Annotated in this window: 14 protein-coding genes; 4 read left to right on the top strand and 10 right to left on the bottom strand. The window is 41.3% G+C overall.

Translation table 11 applies throughout. From position 1 onward, the window contains the following. Positions 1 to 299 precede the first annotated feature (299 nt). From G3T18_RS20330 to G3T18_RS20310, 5 genes are all read right to left on the bottom strand, one after another. Entirely contained in the window at positions 300 to 2135 is a 1836-nt protein-coding gene (locus G3T18_RS20330) for a glycoside hydrolase family 15 protein (protein WP_224412419.1), read from the bottom strand. Between the two features lie 175 nt (positions 2136 to 2310). Next, positions 2311 to 3351 (bottom strand): D-glycero-beta-D-manno-heptose-7-phosphate kinase, encoded by a 1041-nt coding sequence (rfaE1, locus tag G3T18_RS20325; protein WP_224412418.1) that lies wholly within the window; start codon positions 3349 to 3351, stop codon positions 2311 to 2313. Between the two features lie 303 nt (positions 3352 to 3654). Continuing rightward, complete coding sequence (locus G3T18_RS20320) at positions 3655 to 5256, bottom strand: energy transducer TonB (protein WP_224412417.1); 1602 nt, start codon at positions 5254 to 5256, stop codon at positions 3655 to 3657. A 132-nt stretch (positions 5257 to 5388) separates the two neighbouring features. Further along, positions 5389 to 6120 carry a precorrin-2 C(20)-methyltransferase gene (locus tag G3T18_RS20315; protein WP_224412416.1) on the bottom strand — a complete coding sequence of 244 codons (732 nt, stop codon included), beginning with the start codon at positions 6118 to 6120 and terminating at the stop codon, positions 5389 to 5391. A gap of 73 nt (positions 6121 to 6193) precedes the next feature. After that, positions 6194 to 6763 (bottom strand): HD domain-containing protein, encoded by a 570-nt coding sequence (locus G3T18_RS20310; RefSeq protein ID WP_224412415.1) that lies wholly within the window; start codon positions 6761 to 6763, stop codon positions 6194 to 6196. A 191-nt stretch (positions 6764 to 6954) separates the two neighbouring features. On the opposite strand from G3T18_RS20310, the gene G3T18_RS20305 reads away from it, so the two are divergent. After that, positions 6955 to 9009 (top strand): thioredoxin domain-containing protein, encoded by a 2055-nt coding sequence (locus tag G3T18_RS20305; protein WP_224412414.1) that lies wholly within the window; start codon positions 6955 to 6957, stop codon positions 9007 to 9009. 736 nt (positions 9010 to 9745) lie between these two features. Here G3T18_RS20305 and G3T18_RS20300 read toward each other — a convergent pair. The 3 genes from G3T18_RS20300 to G3T18_RS20290 form a co-directional block, all read right to left on the bottom strand. Further along, complete coding sequence (locus tag G3T18_RS20300) at positions 9746 to 11557, bottom strand: peptidoglycan D,D-transpeptidase FtsI family protein (RefSeq protein ID WP_224412413.1); 1812 nt, start codon at positions 11555 to 11557, stop codon at positions 9746 to 9748. A gap of 513 nt (positions 11558 to 12070) precedes the next feature. Then, positions 12071 to 12637, bottom strand: coding sequence for a hypothetical protein (locus tag G3T18_RS20295; RefSeq protein ID WP_224412412.1), 567 nt, complete (start codon positions 12635 to 12637; stop codon positions 12071 to 12073). Between the two features lie 41 nt (positions 12638 to 12678). After that, on the bottom strand, positions 12679 to 14823 hold the full coding sequence (locus G3T18_RS20290; RefSeq protein ID WP_224412411.1) for a GAF domain-containing sensor histidine kinase: 2145 nt from the start codon (positions 14821 to 14823) through the stop codon (positions 12679 to 12681). Between the two features lie 447 nt (positions 14824 to 15270). Between G3T18_RS20290 and G3T18_RS20285 the strand changes: the two genes are divergently transcribed. Beyond that, positions 15271 to 15621, top strand: a complete 351-nt coding sequence (locus tag G3T18_RS20285) for a hypothetical protein (protein ID WP_224412410.1) — start codon at positions 15271 to 15273, stop codon at positions 15619 to 15621. Between the two features lie 107 nt (positions 15622 to 15728). Continuing rightward, on the top strand, positions 15729 to 18035 hold the full coding sequence (gene glgB / locus G3T18_RS20280) for a 1,4-alpha-glucan branching enzyme (protein WP_224412409.1): 2307 nt from the start codon (positions 15729 to 15731) through the stop codon (positions 18033 to 18035). A 427-nt stretch (positions 18036 to 18462) separates the two neighbouring features. Here glgB and G3T18_RS20275 read toward each other — a convergent pair whose 3' ends face one another. Continuing rightward, entirely contained in the window at positions 18463 to 19842 is a 1380-nt protein-coding gene (locus G3T18_RS20275; protein WP_224412408.1) for an oligosaccharide flippase family protein, read from the bottom strand. A 262-nt stretch (positions 19843 to 20104) separates the two neighbouring features. After that, positions 20105 to 21082, bottom strand: a complete 978-nt coding sequence (locus G3T18_RS20270; RefSeq protein WP_224412407.1) for a Gfo/Idh/MocA family protein — start codon at positions 21080 to 21082, stop codon at positions 20105 to 20107. A 162-nt stretch (positions 21083 to 21244) separates the two neighbouring features. On the opposite strand from G3T18_RS20270, the gene G3T18_RS20265 reads away from it, so the two are divergent. Next, a complete protein-coding gene (locus tag G3T18_RS20265; RefSeq protein WP_224412406.1) occupies positions 21245 to 22144 on the top strand; it encodes a sulfotransferase family protein in 900 nt (299 codons plus the stop codon). The last annotated feature ends 221 nt before the right edge of the window (positions 22145 to 22365 follow it).

Raw genomic sequence — 22365 nt, 5'->3', positions numbered from 1 at the left:
TTTTTGAGGAATCAAAATACGACCTGTTTCATCAAGACTGAGAATAAACATTTTTAGCTTTTCTGAAATTTCATCTTGTCTGATTTAATTATACCTGTTATCTTGGCAAATAGTTAAGGCGATCTTTGGGAAGACTTGGCTAAAAATAAACATAATCTTATCAATTGGCGAATCAATCGATACCGTTATTGTTCCTAAATCCGCAGTTTCCCCTCTCCGTTCTGATGAAATTTTATCCGTGCGCTCCTTTGTCCAAACCATACCATACCATACCATCAACCGCTCATTTAGAAATGAGATTATTCATGTTCTCCCAAGGCTTTATTCAAGTTCCAAGCGGCACTAATTAAAGCTAAATGAGTTAAACCTTGGGGAAAGTTTCCTAACGCAGAACCGTTAGAGTTCATTTCTTCAGAAAATAAACCTAAATGATTAGCATAACCAAGCATTTTCTCAAACATTAATCTTGCTGTTTCGAGTTTAAATTTGTCTTCGCCACCAGCGCGAGTTAAAGCTTCAACTAACCAAAATGTACAAACATTAAAAGTTCCTTCTTCCCCGCTTAAACCGTCGCTAGTTTTTTCGAGGTTATAGCGATAAACGAGGCTATCATAAACTAAACCACCTTTTTCTGGCTGTTTATTAATTGCTTCTAAAGTAGCAATCATGCGTGGATCGTTAGCAGAGACAAAAAAGACTAAAGGCATTAACAAACTACTAGCATCTAAGGTATCGGAATCGTAATGTTGAACAAAGGCTTGTTTTGATTCATTCCAACCTTGTGTCATAATTTGTTCGTAAATGCGATCGCGTACTTCTAACCAACGTTGACGAGGGGCGGGAAAAGAACGTTTTTCGGCTAAACGTAAAGCGCGATCGAAGGCTACCCAACACATTAATTTGGAGTAAACGTGGTGTTTTTGTCCATTGCGCATTTCCCAAATTCCTTCGTCTTTTCTCTCCCAATTATCTGATAACCAATCGAGTAATTCCCTTAATTGCGTCCAAAGTTCGTAGGAAATATAAGTTCCATATTTGTTATAAAGATATACCGAATCCATTAACTCGCCGACAATATCGAGTTGAAATTGATTATATGCGCCATTGCCAATGCGTACTGGCTGGGAACCGAGATATCCTGCTAAATGATCTAAAGTTTCTTCACTTAAGTCTTTGCGACCGTCAATGCCGTACATTATTTGTAGGGAACCATCAGGACAGCGATCGCGACAACGTTCTGAGATCCATTCCATAAATCTCGCTGCTTCTTCACTAAAGCCAATTCGCAACAAAGCGTAAAGCGTAAAAGCTGCATCTCGAATCCAAGTATAACGGTAGTCCCAGTTACGCACGCCGCCGACACTTTCTGGCAAACTACAGGTAGGGGCAGCCACGATCGCGCCTGTGGGTTCAAATGTTAATAATTTTAGTACGAGGGCGGATCTTTCGACTTCGGAACGCCAACGACCTTTATAAATACATTGAGAAAGCCAACGTCGCCAATATGTTGCTGTATCCTCGAATAATTCAAAAGTTGCTTCGCGATCTAAAGGTACACCACAATCGCAGTCTGTTTCCAACTTCCTCAGTACAAAAATAGCACTTTCGCCTGCCTGGAGTGTAAACTTACCAAAGACACCATTTCCTTGTTGCTGAAGCGGAACTTCGGTTGCGAGTCCCAAGCTAAGATTTTCAGTGTGGAAACAAGCCCCATTTTTGGTTAACGAGACTTCATGGCGCGATCGGGCATAATTAAAGGCAGGATAACATTCTACTCGCAAATCCATGCAGGAACGCACGACTGTAACTTTCCGCACTAACCAGTGATAACCTTTTTCGCCTTCTTTTAAATTTACAGGCATAAAATCAATAACTTCAGCTACACCTTCAGGAGTCAAAAAGCGAGTAATTAACACATTACTTTGCGGCCAATATAACTGTTTATGAGTAACATTATCTGCTAAGGGCGCAATTTGGAAATAACCGCCTTTTTCCGAATCAAGTAAAGCCGCAAAAACGCTTGGCGAATCATGATGGGGAAAGCAAAACCAATCGATCGAACCATCTAAACCTACTAAAGCAGTAGTATACATATTACCGATGATACCGTAACTTTCGATTGGTTTATAAGCCATTGCTTTGCTCCTACTGCCTTTTTGTTTATTTTAACCGTCAGGTTTTTAAGTCATTTTTAGATAGATTTTGGCAATTTTAATTGAATTGTGAAGATTAGACATAACTAATCTCCACAGATGAAAATCTTGTCAGCAAAGTTTTGATAACTAACTAAAATTTCCTGTCACCAGCAATCTAAATACCTTCATCTAATAATGTCTGAAAAGCCTCTTTCATTTCTTCTACAGTTGTAGTTGCTGTTCCGAACTTCCGCACGACAATCGAAGCAGCTAAATTACCTAAAACCGATGCTTCCCAAAAAGATGCACCAGCACATTTACTTAAAGTTAACGCTGCTACTACTGTATCTCCTGCCCCTGTAACGTCAAAAACATCAGTGCGGTTGAAAGCAGGAATATGCCAACATTCACTTTCTCCATCCCGACTTTCAAATAAACTCATTCCCTCATCACCGCGAGTAATTAAAATTTGCTCTGCGGCTGTTTTTGACAGTAAATCTTGTCCAGCCCGGACTAAAGATTGAGGTTCGCTAATACTATAGCCTACTGCCTGTTCTGCTTCTGGTAAATTTGGCGTAAATAGTTTTGCATGGCGATAACGTTCTAAACCTTTTTGAGCGTCTACGATAGTATGCTTGTGTGATAAAGCAGCTTCAATAACAGGTGCAGTTAGGACTCCATCTCCGTAGTCAGAACAAACTACAGCATCTACATCTTCAATTTGAGAGCGAATATATTCGGCTAGTTGCATCTGTAAATCTAAGTCTGGCATTTGGTCTGATTTGCGGTCAACGCGGACGATTTGCTGAGTTACAGACTGACGAGCGTGACCGCCAATGCGCGTTTTGGTGACAGTGGGGCGGTCGGTAGCAGTGAGCATTCCAGTTGTATCAATGCCCGCAGCTTCAAAAATAGCTCGTAATGCTTCTCCTTGGGGGTCTTTTCCGACTAAACCGACAACTTTTACTTTTGCTCCTAGCTTGGCGAGGTTGTAAACTGCATTTGCACCGCCTCCAGGAATTTGTCTAGTGTGTTCGTGGCGCAAAATTAATACTGGTGCTTCGCGAGAAATTCGTTCTACTTGACCTGTAAGAAATTCATCTAAAGTTAAGTCACCGATAACTAGGATTTCTGCTTGATGAAAGCGGTCTAGTAAGGCAAATAATCTTTCAGCCGCAGCATTAAGTGTATCTTGAAAACAAGTTGATTCAGCCATAAATTTAAATATGAAATCTGAAGGAGAATTGGTAAATTTGCACTATTAAGGTTGCTTGACAATTATACGAAAATATGAATTGAAACGGAATAGCAAATTTTTGTCGAGCTTAGTCAGTAACAAAAATCAAGTGAAATTGTCCGGCGATCTCTCAAGCAAATTTCCAGAAAAATTTAAGAATTTCAAGCATTAATAGAAACTTGAGGTTACAGTAACATTTGACTTAAATGATGCCTGCCAAAGCATTGCCAGGAAGATAATCATAATTACTGGCAATAATTTGGCAGGAATACGCGAAAAAGTTTATCCATTTTGAGCCGGACAATTGGCTTGGTTATATTTAAACTCGACATTAATTTTATAAGGTTGTGCTTGTCCGGTAGCTGGGGCAAATTTGCGTTCTTTAATTTGCTCGAGAGCTTGTTGATTAAAAACCTGGTAAGCGGTTCCTTTAATTAATTCGAGATCGGCAATATTTCCTTGGGAATCTACCAAGACTCCGTAAATTACATTACCTTCTAATTTTTTAGCGCAAGCGTTTTCTGGGTAGATACCGGTGAGTTTTTGTTCTTGTGGTGGTATCTGAGCTACAGTAGTTTCCCAAGTAGGAGATTTGGCTTTTGCTTGTTGATTATTTCGGTTACTTGACTCAGTTTCTAGGTTTTGAATTCGTTCCTGCAAAGCTGCGGGATCTGCTTGAATATTACCGAGAGAGCTTGCTGGGGAAGGAGAAGAATTGTTAGTTGATTCTTCTGGGGTAAGGATTGATGCGTCTGTGGGTACTGGATTTGGATCTGAGTTTGATGGTTCAGTGGGGTTGATTTGGATTCGGTTTAACCGTTGTCGGGTAGCAGGAGATGGGCTGTCAGGGTTGGGAGAATTTTCTGGTGGAGTTACCGGAGTTGCGCTAGTAGGAACAGTTGGGGCAACTTGAGGATTAGTTGGCTTATTTTCCTCATCTTCTGCTGGTGAGGGTGAAACTTCTGGGGTTGAAGAATTGGTGATTTGTTCGGCAATAACTGCTAAATTTTTGTCTGATTTTTGTTTATCTTCGGTAGTAGTTGTTTGGGGAGTAGATTCAAGATCGACTAAAGCGGTGGTTAAATCTTTATCTACTTTGCCATCAGATGAATTTGATTCAAAAGTGGGAATCGTATCATCGCGGCGAAGAGTATTGGAGGGAATAGTTTGCTCGCGCGCGATCGCATAATTATTCCCATTATTCCCATTAGTTGGTTGCACTAAATTGGGTTCTGGTGGTTGTTGCTGTGGGGTTGCTTCAGTAGTGGGAGGAGGAGAAGGAAGATTATTTACTTTAGCAATATCTTGAGCATTATTTTCTGCGATCCGATCTTGGATTGCATCTAGAGGCGGTTTAGTCGAAGCTGTATGAGCTGGAGAATTAGCAAATAAAGATAGTCGTTGCGATCGCTCAATTTCGTATTGAGTTTTTCCTGGAGTCGTTGTACCTCCTGCTTTAGCTACCGTGGTTGGCGGTGGTGGCGGTAAAGGAACCTTAGTTGGCGAACTGTTACCGAGAGTCACGGATTTATCGATCGATAAGTTCTTGGTTGGTGTTGAAGGAAGAACTGTAGATGGGGTTTTGGTAGTGCCAGTAGAAGTAGTAGACTTCTGTACTGGTAACAGTTGACTGAGGTGAGGAAGTTCCGAAGGATTGAGTTGCGGCGAGAGATCTGGTAAGCGACTTTGTTCAGTTTCGCTTAACTCTACCAACCTGACATCGCGTAAAGTTCCTTGGTTAGGCGTAGCTGAAAAAAGCGGTAAGTTAGGTAAGGATACTCCGAGCAAACCGTGAATACCCACAGAAGCAAATACAGCCAGAGTCGCTGGTTGAGTTAATTTATCTGGTAGAGTTTTAATAATTGAACTGTAAGAAATAGCCATTTTTGGTAAATTCTCTTAACGATCGGCAGAATTAGCGCAAAAGCTTGATTACTCTAAACCTAAATTGACATCAGTATTTTTTCACTATATTTCTCAAATTTTAAACCCTTGAGAGTTTTTCAGTAATCAAGACTATCCACTTTCGGGATAAGTTGCTGGACAGACTTGAACGATCAAGATCGAGAAATAAGGTAATTTGAGCGAAGAGCGCGATCGCAATCCAGTATAAATCTTTTGGTCGCTTAAAGTTGCTCGTTCGACTACCCAACTGCGATCTAGTAGCGATCGCTTCTGCAATATTTGCCAAACTTGCTCGTAGACGGAACTAATTTTCATCAGGACCACGACATCCGCCCAATCAAGAACTGTTTCCAACTCTCCCATTGTATAAAGAGCAGGTAAGATTGCAAGTTTTTGAGCGCGAACTGTTAAAGGTACTCCTAAAGCTGCTGTTGCTGCCATTGGGGAACAAACTCCCGGTATCGCTTGAATCACTGCTTCTGGGTGTAACTGCTGCAAAGTTTGAGCTAAATAGCTAAACGTACTGTAAAAACTCACATCTCCTTCACAAGCAAAAGCGACATCTTCCCCAACCTGAAGATATTGCCAAACTTTTTCTGCCGCTTGCTCCCACGCGGGAATCAAAACTTCACTTTCCTGGACGTAAGGAAAATTTAAACTTAGTTGGGTTTGTTCCTGCCTCAGCCACGAGGAAACAATTTGTTGTGCCATTCCCAGTTTGCCACCAACCCCAGCCGGAAAGGCGATCGCCTTTGCTTGTTGTAACAGTCGCAATCCCTTAACTGTAATTAATTCTGGGTCGCCTGTTCCTACACTAATCCCGTAGAGAGTCCCGATAGACACTTAAACTAAAATCTCAGAGCGAAAGTTAAAAATATTATTCCCTACTGTCATTTTACTCAAAGTTAGTCGCTGTTTATTTTGCTACTAAATTTTCTAGCTCGCAAACAACTCGGTTTAACTCAGCAACTAAAGGGTTAAAATCAGCTTGACGAAAAGCTTCCACTAGAGAGCGATAGTACCACAAAGTACCTTCTTTTCCACCCTGAAAACGTTGCCAAAGTTCGTCACCTAAGAGACGATAATCTTGCAGAATCGAGCGACAATTATGCAGTTTATCAGCAGCAGAAACTAAACGGATTGAAACTGAAGCCGTAGGAAGATGAGCTAAATAAGCTTGTTTGCGTTCTCTCCAGGGGGGTTTAGGAATGGTTTCTGTATCAGTACAGCCAACAACAATTTCTGTCACCGTATCGCCAAAGCGACGGCGAATTTCTGCCTTAGTTTTCGCACCACCTCGATCTTCAATTGCATCATGAAGTAAAGCAGCGATCGCTTCATCTTCATTTGCACCGTATTCTAAGGCGATCGCTGTTACTCCTAGTAAGTGAGAAATATAAGGAACTCCCGATCCTTTACGCATTTGCTTAGCGTGTAATTCAGTTGCCCAAGTGAGGGCTGTGGTAAAACGTGGTGAAAGCTGCATAAAAATTGATTTCTAAAGAGAAAACTAAAATTTTAGCTGGTTGGGTAATTTGATAGTAACTTAAAGCTGAAATTTGAGTAGTTAATCTTCCTCAACTGGAGAAGATCTATCTTTTCTATGATTAAAACTTTACTTGCGGAAGATAAACTAACATTGTACTTCAGCCCAAATAGAAGCCAATAATTTTAATTATGTCAAATCGTCTTGTTGAAGCCCAAAGTCTTTATCTACGCAAACACGCGGAAAATCCCATTGACTGGTGGTATTGGTGTGAAGAAGCTTTAGAAACTGCCAAAAAAGAGAATAAACCTATTTTTCTTTCGATTGGTTATTCTAGCTGTCACTGGTGTACGGTGATGGAAACAGAAGCATTTTCCGATCGCGCGATCGCTGATTTTATGAATGCTAATTTTTTACCAATCAAATTAGACCGCGAGGAAAGACCAGACCTAGACAGCATTTACATGCAAGCATTACAAATGATGACAGGTCAAGGCGGTTGGCCCCTAAATGTGTTTCTTACTCCTGACGATCTAGTACCTTTTTATGGGGGAACTTATTTTCCCGTGGAACCTCGTTATGGTCGTCCAGGATTTTTACAAGTTCTCGAAGCTGTCCGCCGTTTTTATGATGTAGAAAATGAGAAATTACAGGCTTTTAAAGCTGATTTAATGGCTAATTTTCAAGCTTCAACAATTTTGCCTGTTTCTGAGTCAAAAATTTTAACTAAGGATTTACTGAAGGAAGGTATTGAAGTTAACACGACGGTAATTGGGAGGCGGGATTACGGTACTCCTAGTTTTCCGATGATGCCTTATGCGGAACTAACTTTACGAGGAAGTAGATTTGATTTTCAGTTGAAATATGACGCTAAGGAAGTTTCTCAGCAACGAGGGTTAGATTTGGCGTTAGGAGGTATTTACGACCACGTAGGGGGCGGTTTTCATCGTTATACGGTCGATTCAACTTGGACTGTACCCCACTTTGAAAAGATGCTTTATGATAATGGACAAATTATCGAGTATTTGGCGAATTTGTGGAGTTTGGGGAGAGAAGAACCTGCATTTGCTCAGGCGATCGCGGGAACGGTAGAATGGTTACAACGCGAAATGACTGCGCCTGAAGGTTATTTCTATGCTGCACAAGATGCGGATAGTTTTACTAATTCTGATGAAACTGAACCGGAGGAAGGTGCATTTTATGTCTTTAGTTATGAAGAATTAGAAGAACTTTTAACTTCAGAAGAATTAGCTGAATTAGAAGCTAATTTTACTGTTACTTCTGAGGGAAATTTTGAAGGAACAAATGTTTGCCAACGTCGTCAGGGAGGCGAATTTTCGGAGAGTTTGCAAGCAAGTTTAGATAAGTTATTTGTAGTTCGCTACGGTCAAACTAGAGAAGAGATGCAAACTTTTCCTCCTGCTAAGAATAATCATGAAGCAAAAACAGGTAATTGGCAAGGTCGCATTCCTCCGGTTACTGATACGAAAATGATTGTGGCTTGGAATAGTTTAACCATTTCTGGTTTAGCTAGGGCTTATGCGGTTTTCCAAGAAAAATCTTATTGGGAATTAGCTATTCGCGCTGCTAATTTTATTTTAGATCGTCAGTGGGTAAATGGACGTTTTCATCGCTTAAATTATGAGGGAAAACCAGCAATTTTAGCACAGTCGGAAGATTATGCTTTCTTTATTAAAGCACTTTTAGATTTACAAGCTTGTCTACCCGAAGAAACTCAATGGTTGGAAAAAGCGATGGAAGTTCAAGCGGAATTTGACGAATATTTGTGGAGTATAGAAACGGGAGGTTACTATAACACTGCCAAAGATAGTAGCAACGATCTGTTAGTACGAGAACGCAGTTATACCGATAATGCTACCCCAGCCGCAAATGGAGTGGCGATCGCTAATTTATTACGTTTCTTCGTCATTAATCAAGACCCAGAATTGCGCGATCGCGCCGAACTTGCTTTACACTCTTTTAGTAGCATCATGGAAAAAGCCCCTCAAGCTTGTCCTAGCTTGTTTACAGCCCTCGACTGGTATCTCCATGCTACTCTCGTCCGAACTACCAGCGAATACCTAACTCGCTTGAAAAGTCAATATTTCCCCACCTGTAGCTTCAAATTAGCAAACGAATTACCCAATTCCGCGATCGCCTTAGTTTGTCAAGGCTTATTTTGCCTCGATCCTAGTGAAAATGAAGCACAATTGTTGGCACAAGTCAAGAAAAGTTTGATTAGTTGACTTCTCTGGGCTCTAAAGAGACGGAGATTCACAAGTAGCGATCGTCGAACTCTTGCAGGCATAGTCAAGTTGCCTCTAGACGCTCAATATGTTGGCATATAGCCGCATATATTGCGCTTACTTTTTTTAGTTTCATGCTTTCAAACATCCATCACTTAGCTAATTTAGTACGCTCCTCGCTCTGAAGAAAGCTTGCAGTGGTTTAGCCGTACTGACGCTATGTTTAGCCGCCGGACTTACTTACCGGGATTTCTCCTTACTAGAGCGATTCATCGCGTAGACTTTAGTTCTACTCGAAGAACGACTATTGTACTAATTTTCCAGTTTCTTCTCAATCAAAGTCACCGTAGAACGGCGAGGCTTTAAACCCAATTTTTTGTTAACGGTAATTGGGGACTGGTGACTGGGGAGGAGGTGATTGGGGAGGAGGTGATTGGGGATTAGGGACTGGAAGTTAGCAGTGAACAGTTAGCAGTGAGCAGTTACCAGTGAGCAGTTATCAGTGAGCAGTTATCTTGTTTATCCTCCTTGTCCCCCTTGTCCCCCTTGTCTCCCTTGTCTCCCTTGTCTCCCTTGTCTCCCTTGTCTCCCTTGTCTCCCTTGTCTCCCTTGTCTCCCTTGTCTCCCTTGTCTCCCTTGTCTCCCTTGTCTCCCTTGTCTCCCTTGTCCCCCTTGTCTCCCCCCTCTCCCAGTCCCCAATCCCCAATCCAAGGGTCCCCAATCCAAGGGTCCCCAATTACTGAAAACCAGCCGGAGGAATACCCTCAATAGCGATTAAAGACTCCATAACTGATTTAACAATCGGTGCAGCGACAGTAGAACCAAAAGCATTATCTCGTTTTGGTTCATCTACCACAGCGACAACCACATAACGAGGAGACTCCACAGGTAAAATTCCAACAAAACTGGTAATTTTAGCAGTTTCCGAGTAACCACCACTAGGACTCGCTTTTTGTGCAGTACCAGTTTTACCAGCGATGCGATAACCAGGAATAGCCGCCGTTTTACCTGTGCCATTTGCTACCACACTTTCCATCATTTGTAAAACAGTTTGGCTGGTTTCGGGAGAAAAAACAGGTTTAGTTTGTAAGCGGGGTTTATACTGGTAATTTCCTTGAGGATCGACTAAACCACGAATTACATGAGGAGTAACTAATTTACCACCATTAGCGATCGCCGCTTGTAGTTGTGCTAATTTCAAAGGTGTTAAGGAAAAACCTTGACCAAACGAAGTGGTTGCTGCTTCTACCTCAGAAGCGAGAAATTGATTTCTATCTTTGAGTTGTCCCCCAGCTTCTCCAGGAAGATCGATTCCCATTCTTTCCTCTATTCCCAGTCTTTCTAAAGCCCCGTAGAAAGTAGCAGCTTTCATTTGTTTAATAATTTGTACCATCCCCACGTTGTTAGAAGTTTCGAGAATTTGGGTAACGTTGATATTCCCGTAAGCTCCTCTGGTATAGTAATCGTAATTAGCGATTTCCCAAGTATCGATTTTAATTAAACCTTGGTCGTAAAAAACGCTATTTGGTTGGATCGCCCCTGCATCGAGTGCGATCGCGACATTAATTGGTTTAAATGTCGAACCTGGTTCGTAAACATCAGTTATTGTCCAATTACGGAATAATCCCACATCATAGTTGTAATACTGATTTGGGTTATAACTCGGTTCGCAAACTAAAGCTAAAATTGAGCCATCGCGCACGTCCATAACGATGACACTACCCCGTTTAGCATCAAATTCAGCTAATTTTTGCTTGAGAGCCAAGTTTGCCACTCTTTGTAAGCGCAAATCAAGAGTAAGCTGCAACTGTAACTCATCGTAGTTTAAAAAGCCTTCTGGTAGATGGGCTGGCATTAATGCTCCATTTCCCGCCCGATTTAGTTGTAGAGTTAATACTGCCCGTTCGAGTAGTTTTTGCTGGCTGTATTCTACTCCTGCTTGACCGCGATGATCCATATCCACATATCCCACCACCTCAGATGCTAATTCCTGTTGGGGATAAAGTCGTGAATACTGTCTCAGCAATTCTATACCATCGAGAGAAAGAGCTGATATTTTGTCAGCGATTTCTTCCGGTAAGGAATAAACCAAGCGAATACCACTTTCTGATTGATTAAATTTTGACACTAACTCTTCAGTTGTTTTGTTAGGTAGGATTCCAGCCAGTTTAACCGCCATTTCCTCACGGGAAATCTTAAAAAGTTTAGGATGAGCATACAAACTGTAAACTAATCTATCGGTAGCGAGAATTGTCCCTTGACGGTCTATTATCGGTCGTCTAGGAATATAAGGACGCATATAAACCATCTGTTGTTGTCGCGCTTTTTCTTCTAGTACCGGGGCGCGAACTATTTGCAGACGATATAAATTTAATCCTAAACCTAAACCTGCTGCCAAAATAATTCCCCAAACTAACAATAACCTTTTCTTCGGTAAACTTACTGGGATGCGATCGCTCAATGCTACTACTTTCCCTCCACCGTTTTTTTCTTTGGGAATCGCAGTTTGAGTGCTGTTTTTCTTGACGCGACGCTTTACTTTAGTCATGGTTCATTGGTAGTTAACAAGATTGAGGGGATTAGGAAATCAGTTATCAGTTATCAGTTATCAGTTATCAGTTATCAGTTATCAGTTATCAGTTATCAGTTATCAGTTCTCAGTTCTCAGTTATCAGTTCTCAGTTATCAGTTATCAGTTCTCAGTTCTCAGTTCTCAGTTCTCAGTTCTCAGTTATCAGTTCTCAGTTATCAGTTCTCAGTTATCAATTATCAGTTATCTATCAGTTATCAGTTCTCAGTTATCAGTTCTCAGTTATCAGTTCTCAGTTATCAATTATCAGTTATCAGTTATCAGTTATCAGTTATCAGTTATCAGTTCTCAGTTCTCAGTTATCAGTTCTCAGTTCTCAGTTATCAATTATCAGTTCTCAGTTATCAATTATCAGTGAACAGTTTGCTCTCCACTTCCTCCTTGTCTTCCTTGTCTTCCTCCTCCCCAATCACCTCCTCCCCAGTCCCTAATACCCAATCACCTCCTCCCCAATCACCTCCTCGCCAGTCCCTAATACCCCAGAGGAGTATTAGTTTGATCGCGAGGTTCTTGATTCACTGTTTCGGTGTCAATAAAAGAACGTTGTTCTGGAGTTGGGGTTAAAAATATGGTGTTACTGGGATTGGGTGGTACTAATCCTGCTTCGGGGCTTTCTGCTTGTTCGGCGAGTTGGTTTTTTAAGCTTTCGTTGGTGGTAGTTAATTGTCGTTCGTTACGCTGTAAGGTTTCCAGCTTTTTGTACTCTTTACTCCATTGTTGCTGGGTATATACTGTCCAGGCATAAATAATTAACGTTGCTGTTACGAGGGAAAAGGTAACGACGGAGGAACTGTACTGAAGTAACATCAGTAAGCGTAACCATAAAGGCATTTTCCGCGATTGGGCAAAGCCCAGCACCCGAACTGGCGATCGCGTCGCTAACATGGCTACTTTTTTTCCAGTACGCTTGTTTTTCTGTACTTTTGTACTATAATGAGGATGTCGAGATACTTTATTGTTTGTCGATCGCTCGGAATTAATCATTTTTCGAGATCGACGGCTTTTTGTATTACCTAACGAACGAGGCGCAACAGACATAAGCAGCTAACTGTAGCCAATTAATGGCGCTTTAAACCTACTCATCCTAACATTAGTCGGTCGCGGCTCGACTGGTGATGTTGTTTGAGGGGAATTTCAATGGTAAATTTTGCGCCTTGATTGAGTTGAGAATTGACTTCTAATTTACCCTTGTGTTGGTTGACAATTGTATGATAACTTGCGGTCAAACCTAAGCCCCGACCTTGACCTACGTCTTTGGTGGTAAAAAAGGGATCGAAAATTCTCGAATGTAAAGCTGTGGGTATCCCGGGACCATTATCGGCGATCGCGATTTCGATTCGGTCGGCTTTGCCGTTACAGTTAATTAATTCGGTATGAATAATAATTTTTTTCTCGGTGTTGGGATCTCGCGCTAAAGCTTCGAGGGCGTTGGTAAGCAAGCTCAGAAAGACTTGATTCATTGCTTTGGGATAACATTCTACTAAAGGTAGATTGCCGTATTTACGCTCGATGTGAATGTTATCAATTTGGCTGGATAAAATTGCTAGGGTACTTTCTAAGGCTGCGTGAATGTCTACTGACTTTAGCGATGCTTGGTTTTGACGGGTAAAGTTTTGCAACAATTGCACGATTTCTTGAATTCTTTCTGCACCAGATTTCATCGAAGCTAAAATCTTCGGTAAGTCTGCGAGTAAGAAGTCTAGTTCGATGTCTTGAGTGAGTTTAGCAAGATCGTCACTCTGGGTGGTTTCTTGTTGATAAGCTTGAACTAACTGAATCAACGAGTTCGTGTAATGTTCTAGATAAGGAATATTCGCCGAGATAAAGTTAATTGGGTTATTGAGTTCGTGGGCTACACCTGCTACCATTTGACTCAAGCTCAACATTTTTTCGTTTTGAATCAGTTGGCTTTGGGTAAGTTGTAATTCTTTGAGGGTATGGGCGAGTTGTTGGGCTTGGGCTTCTTTTTCGGCGTATAAATGAGCTTGTTGAATGGCGATCGCTAGTCGATCTGCTACAGCTTGGGCTAATTGAATGTCGTTTTTTGACCAATATCTCTGGTGAGTGCATTGGTTGAGATATAAAATTGCTTGTAGTTTGCCATTTGTTTGTACCGGAACTACCAGAGATGATTTAATCTCCGCTTGTTGGTACTCTCGGTTATTTTCTCCAATGCGGGAATCTTTGGTAATATCGACGATCGCTACTTCCTCTTGATTTTCAATTACCCATTGAGAGATCGGTCCGTTAGGATCGAAATATTCTAATGAAGGTTGCCATCCTTCGCGACACACTTCATAAAGATATTTGCTGCGGTAGGCTGTGTCTCGATTAATATCTTCAGTGTTTCTTAACTTTTCTGCGCGAGCTTCTTTTAAATGAATTAAACAGCGATCTATTTCTAAGGCTGAGAGTAACTCGGCGATCGCCCTGGTGACAATTGTTTCTAAATCTAAACTCGAACGAATGTGACTGACAATTTCGTTTACCAGTCGCTCTCTAGTTGCTTGTTTTTGGGTTTGTTCGTATAATTGCGCTTGGGCGATCGCTATTTCTAAGGCTTGAGCTATTGACTGAAGAAATTCTACTTCTGCTTTTAACCACAAACGAGGTTTTTTGTCAAGACAACAGATAAAACCTGTTTGTTCTTTCATCCCCGTCACCGGAACCAATAAACAAGCTTGATAACCCCAAATTGCTTGCTTTTTTGCTTTCTGCTTCGCTTTCACTCCCCGCAAAAAGCCGACTATTTTCCCAAATAAATTAACCTCAGCTTGAGCTTTCCCAAAATTAATAATTAATTGACTAGCGACAATATCTCTGGCAAGCTCCCCAAAGTCCGACAAAGCGTGATATCCTAATAGCGACTTATCCGTAGCTGTTTTACTTGATTCGCATTCTACTTTTACCCTTTCGGTATCTTGGTAATACCACAAAAAGGTACAAGTTTCTACCTTGAATAACTCAGTTACTTCATCTACTGCTGTTTGCAAAACTACTTTTAACTTTAATGAATTGCGAAGTCGATTGACAATTTTTTGATAAAGTTTTTCTTTAGCATTCTTCCCGTGCCAAAATTGTATCCGGGCGAGAAAAGAATTTGTCTTCTTTAGTTTTTGGGGATACATCATCCAGCTTGTCGGAACTTGAAAAGTGTCTGTCAACTTAGCAACCAAACATTTTGGCAAACAGTCATTTTCTGTAACTGTTTTTACATCGTTCAATGAAAAAAAATCCTTAATTATGTTAATTCTCACCTCTTCCATTGTACTGAATCACCTAGCAAAAAATGTATAGACGGTAACGAAAAGTCAATCGTTTTCCCAAACCCGTACCAATGTTCAGTATAAAAATTCTTTAGTAAGAATAACAGAGTGGGTAGAACTTGCGCTTTTTCTTTTCAAATCGATTGCCAATTACCTAAACAATTCTTAATGTCCAGACTGGAGCCAGAAAACCCCCCAAAGAGCCACACTACTGATAAAGTAGATCCAGGAAAATTTAGTAAGGGAAAAAAGTGAGTTAGAAACTAGCCCTAACCGACAAAAAACTTCCTTTAAACCAAGAAATCGAGGCACAACTTCTTTTCTTTTTTTGGAAAGAAAAAAGAAGTTGTGGAAACAGTTTATCCTAGGAACACCTAATCGAGCAGAAAAAATGAAAGATAAACCATGAACAAAATAGTAGCAGTTAGGATTGAGCTAAGAGCGATCGCTGCACCAACCTGGCGATATTTATTTTCCAGTGTCGGGCTTTGTCTAATCGTCGGGCTTTGTCTAATCGCGGCTCAAATACAACCAAGTTTCGCCTTACCGCCCCCAGAAGAAGTACCAGAAGAAGTTTTGCGTACCGAAATCGTCACCGAAGCAAACTCGCCCCTAGATGGCGAACGCCTCACCGCCGCCGAATACGCCGAACTCCAGGCAGAATTAGCCGAAAGCAAGTTTCCCCCCCAGCTTAGTCCAGAACTGCGGCACTTAATTTTCCTTCTCCGCATCCGGGAACTACTCCCAGTGAAATAGCACAGGACGAGCAAAAAAGGAAAAAATCTGCAAAACTTGCAATATAAATTAAATAATATTAAAGTAGTGACACTTTTCCTTCCCGATTCGTAGATAGAGATAGGTTCATGTCCGCAACGATTGCCCAGGAACAGGTAAACTTAATCGTCTGGAATCAGCACCACGATCCCTTTGCAGTGCTGGGTCCCCATCCCCTTGAGGAAAACGGCAAAATTAAAAGTTGGCTAGTACGAGCTTATTTACCCAAAGCAGAAGCAGCCTGGGTAGTTCGCCCGACCGCTCGCGAAGAATACCCAATGAAAAGCTTGCACCATCCTAATTTCTTCGTTTGCGAAATCGAAACTGAAGAACTAGCAAACTACCAGCTACGCCTCAAAGAAGGAGAACACGAGCGGGTTATTTACGACCCCTACGCCTTTCGTTCGCCAAAATTAACAGAATTTGACCTGCATTTGTTTGCGGAAGGCAATCATCACCGGATCTACGAAAAACTAGGCGCTCATCCGGCAGAGTTTAAGGTAGACGAAACCTCTGTCAAAGGAGTATATTTTGCAGTTTGGGCGCCAAGTGCGCGGAACGTCTCAATCTTAGGAGATTTTAATCAGTGGGATGGAAGACAACACCAAATGCAGAAAAGAAATAACAGCGTTTGGGAGTTATTTATTCCCGAAGTAGGAATCGGCGATCGCTACAAATACGAAATCAAAAACTGGGACGGACACATCTACGAAAAAACCGATCCCTACGGTTTCCAGCAAGAAGTACGCCCAAAAACAGGCTCAATTGTCGCCAACCTCGACGTTTATCAGTGGAACGACCAAGACTGGTTAGAAAAGCGACGACACACCGAACCCCTAACTCAGCCAGTCTCAGTTTACGAAGTACATCTCGGTTCTTGGTTAAACGCCTCATCTGAAGATATACCTCGCTTATTAAGTGGCGAAACCGAACCCGTAGCTGTCGCTGACTTAAAGCCAGGAGCGCGTTTCCTCACCTACTACGAACTAGCAGAAAAATTAATTCCTTACGTCAAAGAATTAGGCTTTACCCACATTGAACTGCTACCCATTGCCGAACATCCCTTTGACGGTTCTTGGGGCTACCAAGTCACCGGTTACTATGCTTGTACCTCTCGTTACGGCAACCCCGAAGACTTGATGTATTTTATCGACCAATGTCACCAAAACGATATTGGTGTAATTGTCGATTGGGTTCCCGGTCACTTCCCTAAAGACGGTCATGGTTTAGCTTTCTTCGACGGTACTCACCTCTACGAACACGGCGACCCCCGCAAAGGCGAACACAAAGAATGGGGAACCTTAGTCTTTAACTACAGCCGCAACGAAGTCCGTAACTTCCTCGTTTCCAACGCTTTATTCTGGTTCGATAAATACCACATCGACGGCATTCGGGTAGACGCAGTAGCTTCAATGCTGTATCTCGACTACCTCCGTAAACCAGGAGAATGGATTCCTAACCAATATGGCGGTCGAGAAAATTTAGAAGCTGCTGATTTTCTCCGCCAAGTTAATCATGTCATCTTCAGCTATTACCCTGGTGTACTTTCTATCGCTGAAGAATCCACCACTTGGCCGATGGTATCTTGGCCTACCTACGTTGGCGGACTGGGCTTTAATCTGAAGTGGAACATGGGCTGGATGCACGATATGCTCGATTATTTCGGCATGGACCCCTGGTTCCGTCAGTTCCACCAAAATAATGTTACTTTCAGCATTTGGTACGCTTACAGCGAAAACTATATGCTGGCACTTTCCCACGACGAAATTGTTCACGGTAAGAGCAATATGTTAGGTAAAGTGCCGGGGGATGAATGGCAGAAGTTTGCTAATTTACGCTGTTTGTATACCTATATGTTTGCTCATCCAGGCAAGAAAACACTGTTTATGAGCATGGAGTTTGGACAGTGGAAAGAGTGGAACGTCTGGGGAGATTTAGAGTGGTATTTATTGCAGTACGAACCCCATCAAAAGTTGAAGCGTTTTATGAGCGATTTAAATGCTTTGTATAAGCAAGAATCTGCTTTGTATACGCAAGATTTTGCTCCGGAAGGGTTCGAGTGGATTGATTGCAGCGACAACCGCCATAGCGTGGTTTCATTTATTCGTCGCTGTAAAGATAGCGAACAGTTTGTGGTTACAGTCTGTAACTTTACTCCTCAACCTCATAGCCATTATCGCGTTGGCGTACCCGAACAGGGTTTTTATACAGAATTGTTTAATAGCGACGCTCGCGAGTACGGTGGTAGTAATATGGGTAATCTGGGTGGTAAGTGGGCGGATGAGTGGTCTTTCCACAGCCAACCTTATTCTTTGGATTTGTGTTTACCGCCTCTGGGGGTGTTAATTTTGAAGTTGGATCGCGAGAAAACTGCGGAAGCGATGGGTAACAGTTAACCAGTTATCAGTTATCAGTTACCAGTTAAGTAGATGGGCTTAATTAAGCGTAAAATAGAAAAATAGTTACTCAGTTGCGATCGCAGCCAGCTTACTTACAAATCCGGTTAACTTAATTAGAAGACCAAGAACTTCTAAGATTAATCTCTGACCCCAATATTCCCAATATAGAGAAATTATGCGATCGCGTTTTTAACCTTTAATTAGACCCACCTACTTATTAACTTTTTTTTATTAACTAACGTCCAATTTCAGGTATTAATGTAAGTAAATATGTGTAAACCCCTTTTTCAATTCCTTTTTTACGATCCGCTGATGAATTGTTTCAGTGCCTCCAATTGCTGTTAAACAAGTAAGCACAATTAATTACAAAGAAAAGCTCTTGGAACTCCCTGAATACGGCTATCCAATTTGTAAATATTTTTGCTCAAGTGCTTACAGTGCTTACCTCTTCTCTATCAATCTTTTCGCTCTTTTTAAGCAAAGCCCAACTCGAAAAGACAGTAGGATTAATTTCTAAATTTCGGATCGCGATCGTTACGAGCCAAATATTACAAATACTCAGTGTTAAACTAGTTGTTAGTGCCGCTCCTACTATTCCCAACAGTGGGATTGCAATCGCATTTAAACTTAGATTGATTAAAGCCGTACAACCTGCAACCAACATTAATCGATTTTGATAGCCTGTCATGGAAAGTAAATTGCCAACAGAACCCGAGAAGGTGCTAATTAATTGTCCAATGACAAGAATTTTTAATGCCCAATGTGCTTCGATAAATTCTGTCCCAAAAATTCCCAGAATAGGTTTGGCAAAAAGAATTAAAACTAATGCAATCACGTTGGATAACAAGAAAATCCAAATTGTAACGATAGAGATAACTTTCTGTAGCTGTTTTCGATTGTCTTGTATATAAAGAGTTGCAAAAGTAGGAGCAATAACAATGTTGATGGATTGTAAAACAAAATTGACCCAAAGAGAAGTTTTTGAAGCCGAACTATAAATGCTGACAGCATCCGCACCAACTAGTGAACCTAACATTAAAATATCTGTGTTAACGAAAACTACTCGAAAAGTATGATAAAAAAGCAAGGGAAGAGAAACTTTTAACCATATTCGCGGTACATAGACAGGAAGTGCAGGAATAGTTTCGAGATTGAATTTCAACCATATCAAACCAGCTTGTATTACAATTGTTCCTCCCAAAATCACTAGAGTTACTTTCGTCATAAGAGTGCCACTCAGAATATAGTGACTTCGCCAAAGCAAAAAACCTCCTGTAATAACTAAGATTGGATAGATTATTTTAGTGGGAATATAAGCGATAGACCACTTCCTTAGACCTATGGATATGTTTTCTTGCAAGACTGCTAACCCTTGTAAGGGAATCAACCAAATACCGATAAGTAAAACAGAAACGTAAGAAAAATGATGATAGTGGTCTATAAGGAAAATCAATCCCGTAGCGAGCAGACAAACCAACAAACTTACACCAATTATTAACTGCCAACTACCGAGAATAATTCCGCGTAAAAGTCCCCAATTTTGTTTGTAGTGATATTCATTGATAAAACGCACCACTGCCCGAGGCAAACCAAGATTTATGGGTACAGCTAATAATAGAGACCAAGTGATAATATATTCGTAAATCCCATACTCGACCTTTCCCATCCATCGTACTAGAAGGATTTGAGCAAGATAAACAAGAATGCTCCCTACAGATTGCAAAAATAGAACAAAAGCACTTGATTTGCTCAAATTGATAGATTGGATACTATCCTCAATTTTGGTTGGTGGAGTTTGATTCATATAGAAAAATAATTTGCTTCAATCCAGGGAAAACAAAGCTAATTTAACATCAGAGAAAAGCCTATCTCTAAGTAAAATAGCGACAATATAGGGAGTGGTCAGAATTTTGTGTAAATCCCCAAAATCTTCATGAGATTTCAAGGAGTTCAGGGGCGTCAAACACAATTTACCGAGCACTCCCCAATATTCAACGCATTTCGTCTTACCCGAATTGACATTATTTGACTCCGATCTTTTTAGCTCTTGTGCCAACATAAAGAGCTTATCGATCCAGTAAATCCTTAGCCAGTATTTTTTCAGCAATGATATGTGTCTTGAGAACATCTGAGAAATTTGAACTTGGTTGTTTTACAGAGCGCAGACAGTCTAAAAATTCTCTGATTTTAGGCTGAAAACCGCAAAAAATAAAGGTTTCATTGCTTCTAGCCAACTGTCGAGCATCAAACTCTGTTCCCTTAACATTTCCATTCCGATGGAGATAGCCTCTCCCTTCTAAATCTACTTCAGCGCAAATCGAAGATCCGTGAATTTCCGCACGAAATCTTCTGTAACCTGAAGTCCAATTACAGTGAATTTGTCCGTATGCTCCAGAGTCAAATTCAAGCAATGCAGCAATCAGATTAATGTTCGGGACACCTATCCGTTTAGTTACACTATGAATGTCAATAACTTCTCCTTCACAGATATAACGCAGCGTATCGATCGCATGAATTCCATCGTCAAACATTCGATCTCGTGCCCCCAAAAAAGGGACGGGTGAATTCTTGATAAATTCAACTGAACCATAAGTAACCGAACCTTGCGCTTTACATTCCCCAACCAGTTTTTGCAAAATGGGACTTGCTCGCCTTTGAAAACACACCTGAGTCACACAGTTATTAGATTCTGCAACATAAGCCAATGCTCGCGCCTGATGAAGATTCAAACCTAATGGTTTTTCGATAAAAAGATTTAAACTATGTTCGAGACACCACATCCAAACATCATACATCGTATGAGGTTGACCAATTGCAAAAACTGCATCTGGAGCAACTTCTTCAATCATTTGTCTGTAATCAGAATAAGTCTTTTGAATTTGGTATTTTGCAGCAGTATCATGGAGCTTATCGACATTGCGATCGCAAATCGCTTCAATTTTGACATCGTTAAAGGAAGACAGAGCCGGATAATGAACTTTATTCGCCATATATCCCGCGCCAATCACCACTACTCTGATGTCCGAGTTGTTTAAAACAGTCATAACCAAAATCCCAACCTCAAGACACACCCAAACCCAAGTTTTTGACCTAGTCGCATATCGAGCGAGTTGTCGAATTTCTGTCAATGGACTTCCTTGACACGACAGCCCAAATAATCTTATATGATTTTACTGTAATGCAAACTCCACCTTAGCGTTTTAGATATGACATTCGGATGTGATAGTATTTTGTCTCCGCCTGTATTTATTGGTGGTTCTGGGAGCTCGGGGACGACACTACTGGTAGATATGTTAGGTCTACACTCACAGCTTTCGCCGATTTATGAGACTAAATTTGTACTGGATATCGCACGGCTTCTACTTCTGAATACGAACCTTCCTAAAAACCGTATTTACGAGTTAATGGAGGAATGGACTCTTCCTCTACCATATCGTCCTCACCAGAAAAGCAGCCACGAACGCTACCACCACGGTTCCCACTATATTCTCTTCACTTCTGAGGAAGGCATGGCAGCAACCCAGACACTGCTGTCTAACTTGAGAGATGATAATGCCCTTTCCTGTTTCCGTGAATTTGTAACCAGTCTTTTTGCTTACCACTGTGCTGTAGATGGAAAACCCCGTTGGATCAATAAATTGCCCCTCTACCTAACGGCTTTGCCCCTACTGCTAGAAATTTTTCCGGCGATGAAATTCATTCACTGCGTGCGTGATGGTCGCGATGTAGCCTGTTCGGTAATCAAGCGATCTTGGGGACCTGATAATTATGTAGAAGTGGCTCAATGGTGGCAAGACCAAGTATCTATGGGGGTACAATTTGAACAAACCTATCCTGATATCTGTCGGACAATCCGATATGAGGATCTTATCATCAGCCCGGATCGTGTTTTGCCTGATATCTTCGCTTGGCTGGGCGTGACAGATGAGACTAAGCAGATTGTGGATACCTATAGCTCCGGCGATCCGAACAAACCCACACTAAATACTACAGGCTTGAATCGCTGGCAGCGCGAGGCAGCCCCCCAGGATATCGTCTGCTTTGAGCAGCAGGCAAGTGATGCTTTGAAGTCTTTCGGTTATCTTTTTCCTAAGAAACAAAGTTAACTGTCTGGATGAGGAGCAAGGTTCAAACCAAAAGAGTGAGCGTTTTTGGATAAATTACGAACAAGTGGTTCTTGATCCTGCTGTTCATAGTAATCGACACCAGGATCAACATAAGCGTGACCATTAATCCAAGAAGAATAAAAGATGTGTGCCAGCTTATGAGCAGTAGCCGTAATTGCTTTAGGAGAACCTCAATGAATTACCCCATCTGGACTCTACTC

Origin of the sequence: Oscillatoria salina IIICB1, from assembly GCF_020144665.1 — a bacterium.
GTDB lineage: Bacteria > Cyanobacteriota > Cyanobacteriia > Cyanobacteriales > SIO1D9 > IIICB1.
This window is presented reverse-complemented; position numbering and strand designations above follow the sequence as displayed.

Excerpts from the sequence above, each read along its gene's own strand:
- G3T18_RS20330 (WP_224412419.1), bottom strand. The coding sequence starts at position 2,135 with ATGGCTTATAAACCAATCGAAAGTTACGGTATCATCGGTAATATGTAT.
- rfaE1 (WP_224412418.1), bottom strand. The coding sequence starts at position 3,351 with ATGGCTGAATCAACTTGTTTTCAAGATACACTTAATGCTGCGGCTGAA.
- G3T18_RS20320 (WP_224412417.1), bottom strand. The coding sequence starts at position 5,256 with ATGGCTATTTCTTACAGTTCAATTATTAAAACTCTACCAGATAAATTA.
- G3T18_RS20310 (WP_224412415.1), bottom strand. The coding sequence starts at position 6,763 with ATGCAGCTTTCACCACGTTTTACCACAGCCCTCACTTGGGCAACTGAA.
- G3T18_RS20305 (WP_224412414.1), top strand. The coding sequence starts at position 6,955 with ATGTCAAATCGTCTTGTTGAAGCCCAAAGTCTTTATCTACGCAAACAC.
- G3T18_RS20300 (WP_224412413.1), bottom strand. The coding sequence starts at position 11,557 with ATGACTAAAGTAAAGCGTCGCGTCAAGAAAAACAGCACTCAAACTGCG.
- G3T18_RS20295 (WP_224412412.1), bottom strand. The coding sequence starts at position 12,637 with ATGTCTGTTGCGCCTCGTTCGTTAGGTAATACAAAAAGCCGTCGATCT.
- G3T18_RS20285 (WP_224412410.1), top strand. The coding sequence starts at position 15,271 with ATGAACAAAATAGTAGCAGTTAGGATTGAGCTAAGAGCGATCGCTGCA.
- glgB (WP_224412409.1), top strand. The coding sequence starts at position 15,729 with ATGTCCGCAACGATTGCCCAGGAACAGGTAAACTTAATCGTCTGGAAT.
- G3T18_RS20275 (WP_224412408.1), bottom strand. The coding sequence starts at position 19,842 with ATGAATCAAACTCCACCAACCAAAATTGAGGATAGTATCCAATCTATC.
- G3T18_RS20270 (WP_224412407.1), bottom strand. The coding sequence starts at position 21,082 with ATGACTGTTTTAAACAACTCGGACATCAGAGTAGTGGTGATTGGCGCG.
- G3T18_RS20265 (WP_224412406.1), top strand. The coding sequence starts at position 21,245 with ATGACATTCGGATGTGATAGTATTTTGTCTCCGCCTGTATTTATTGGT.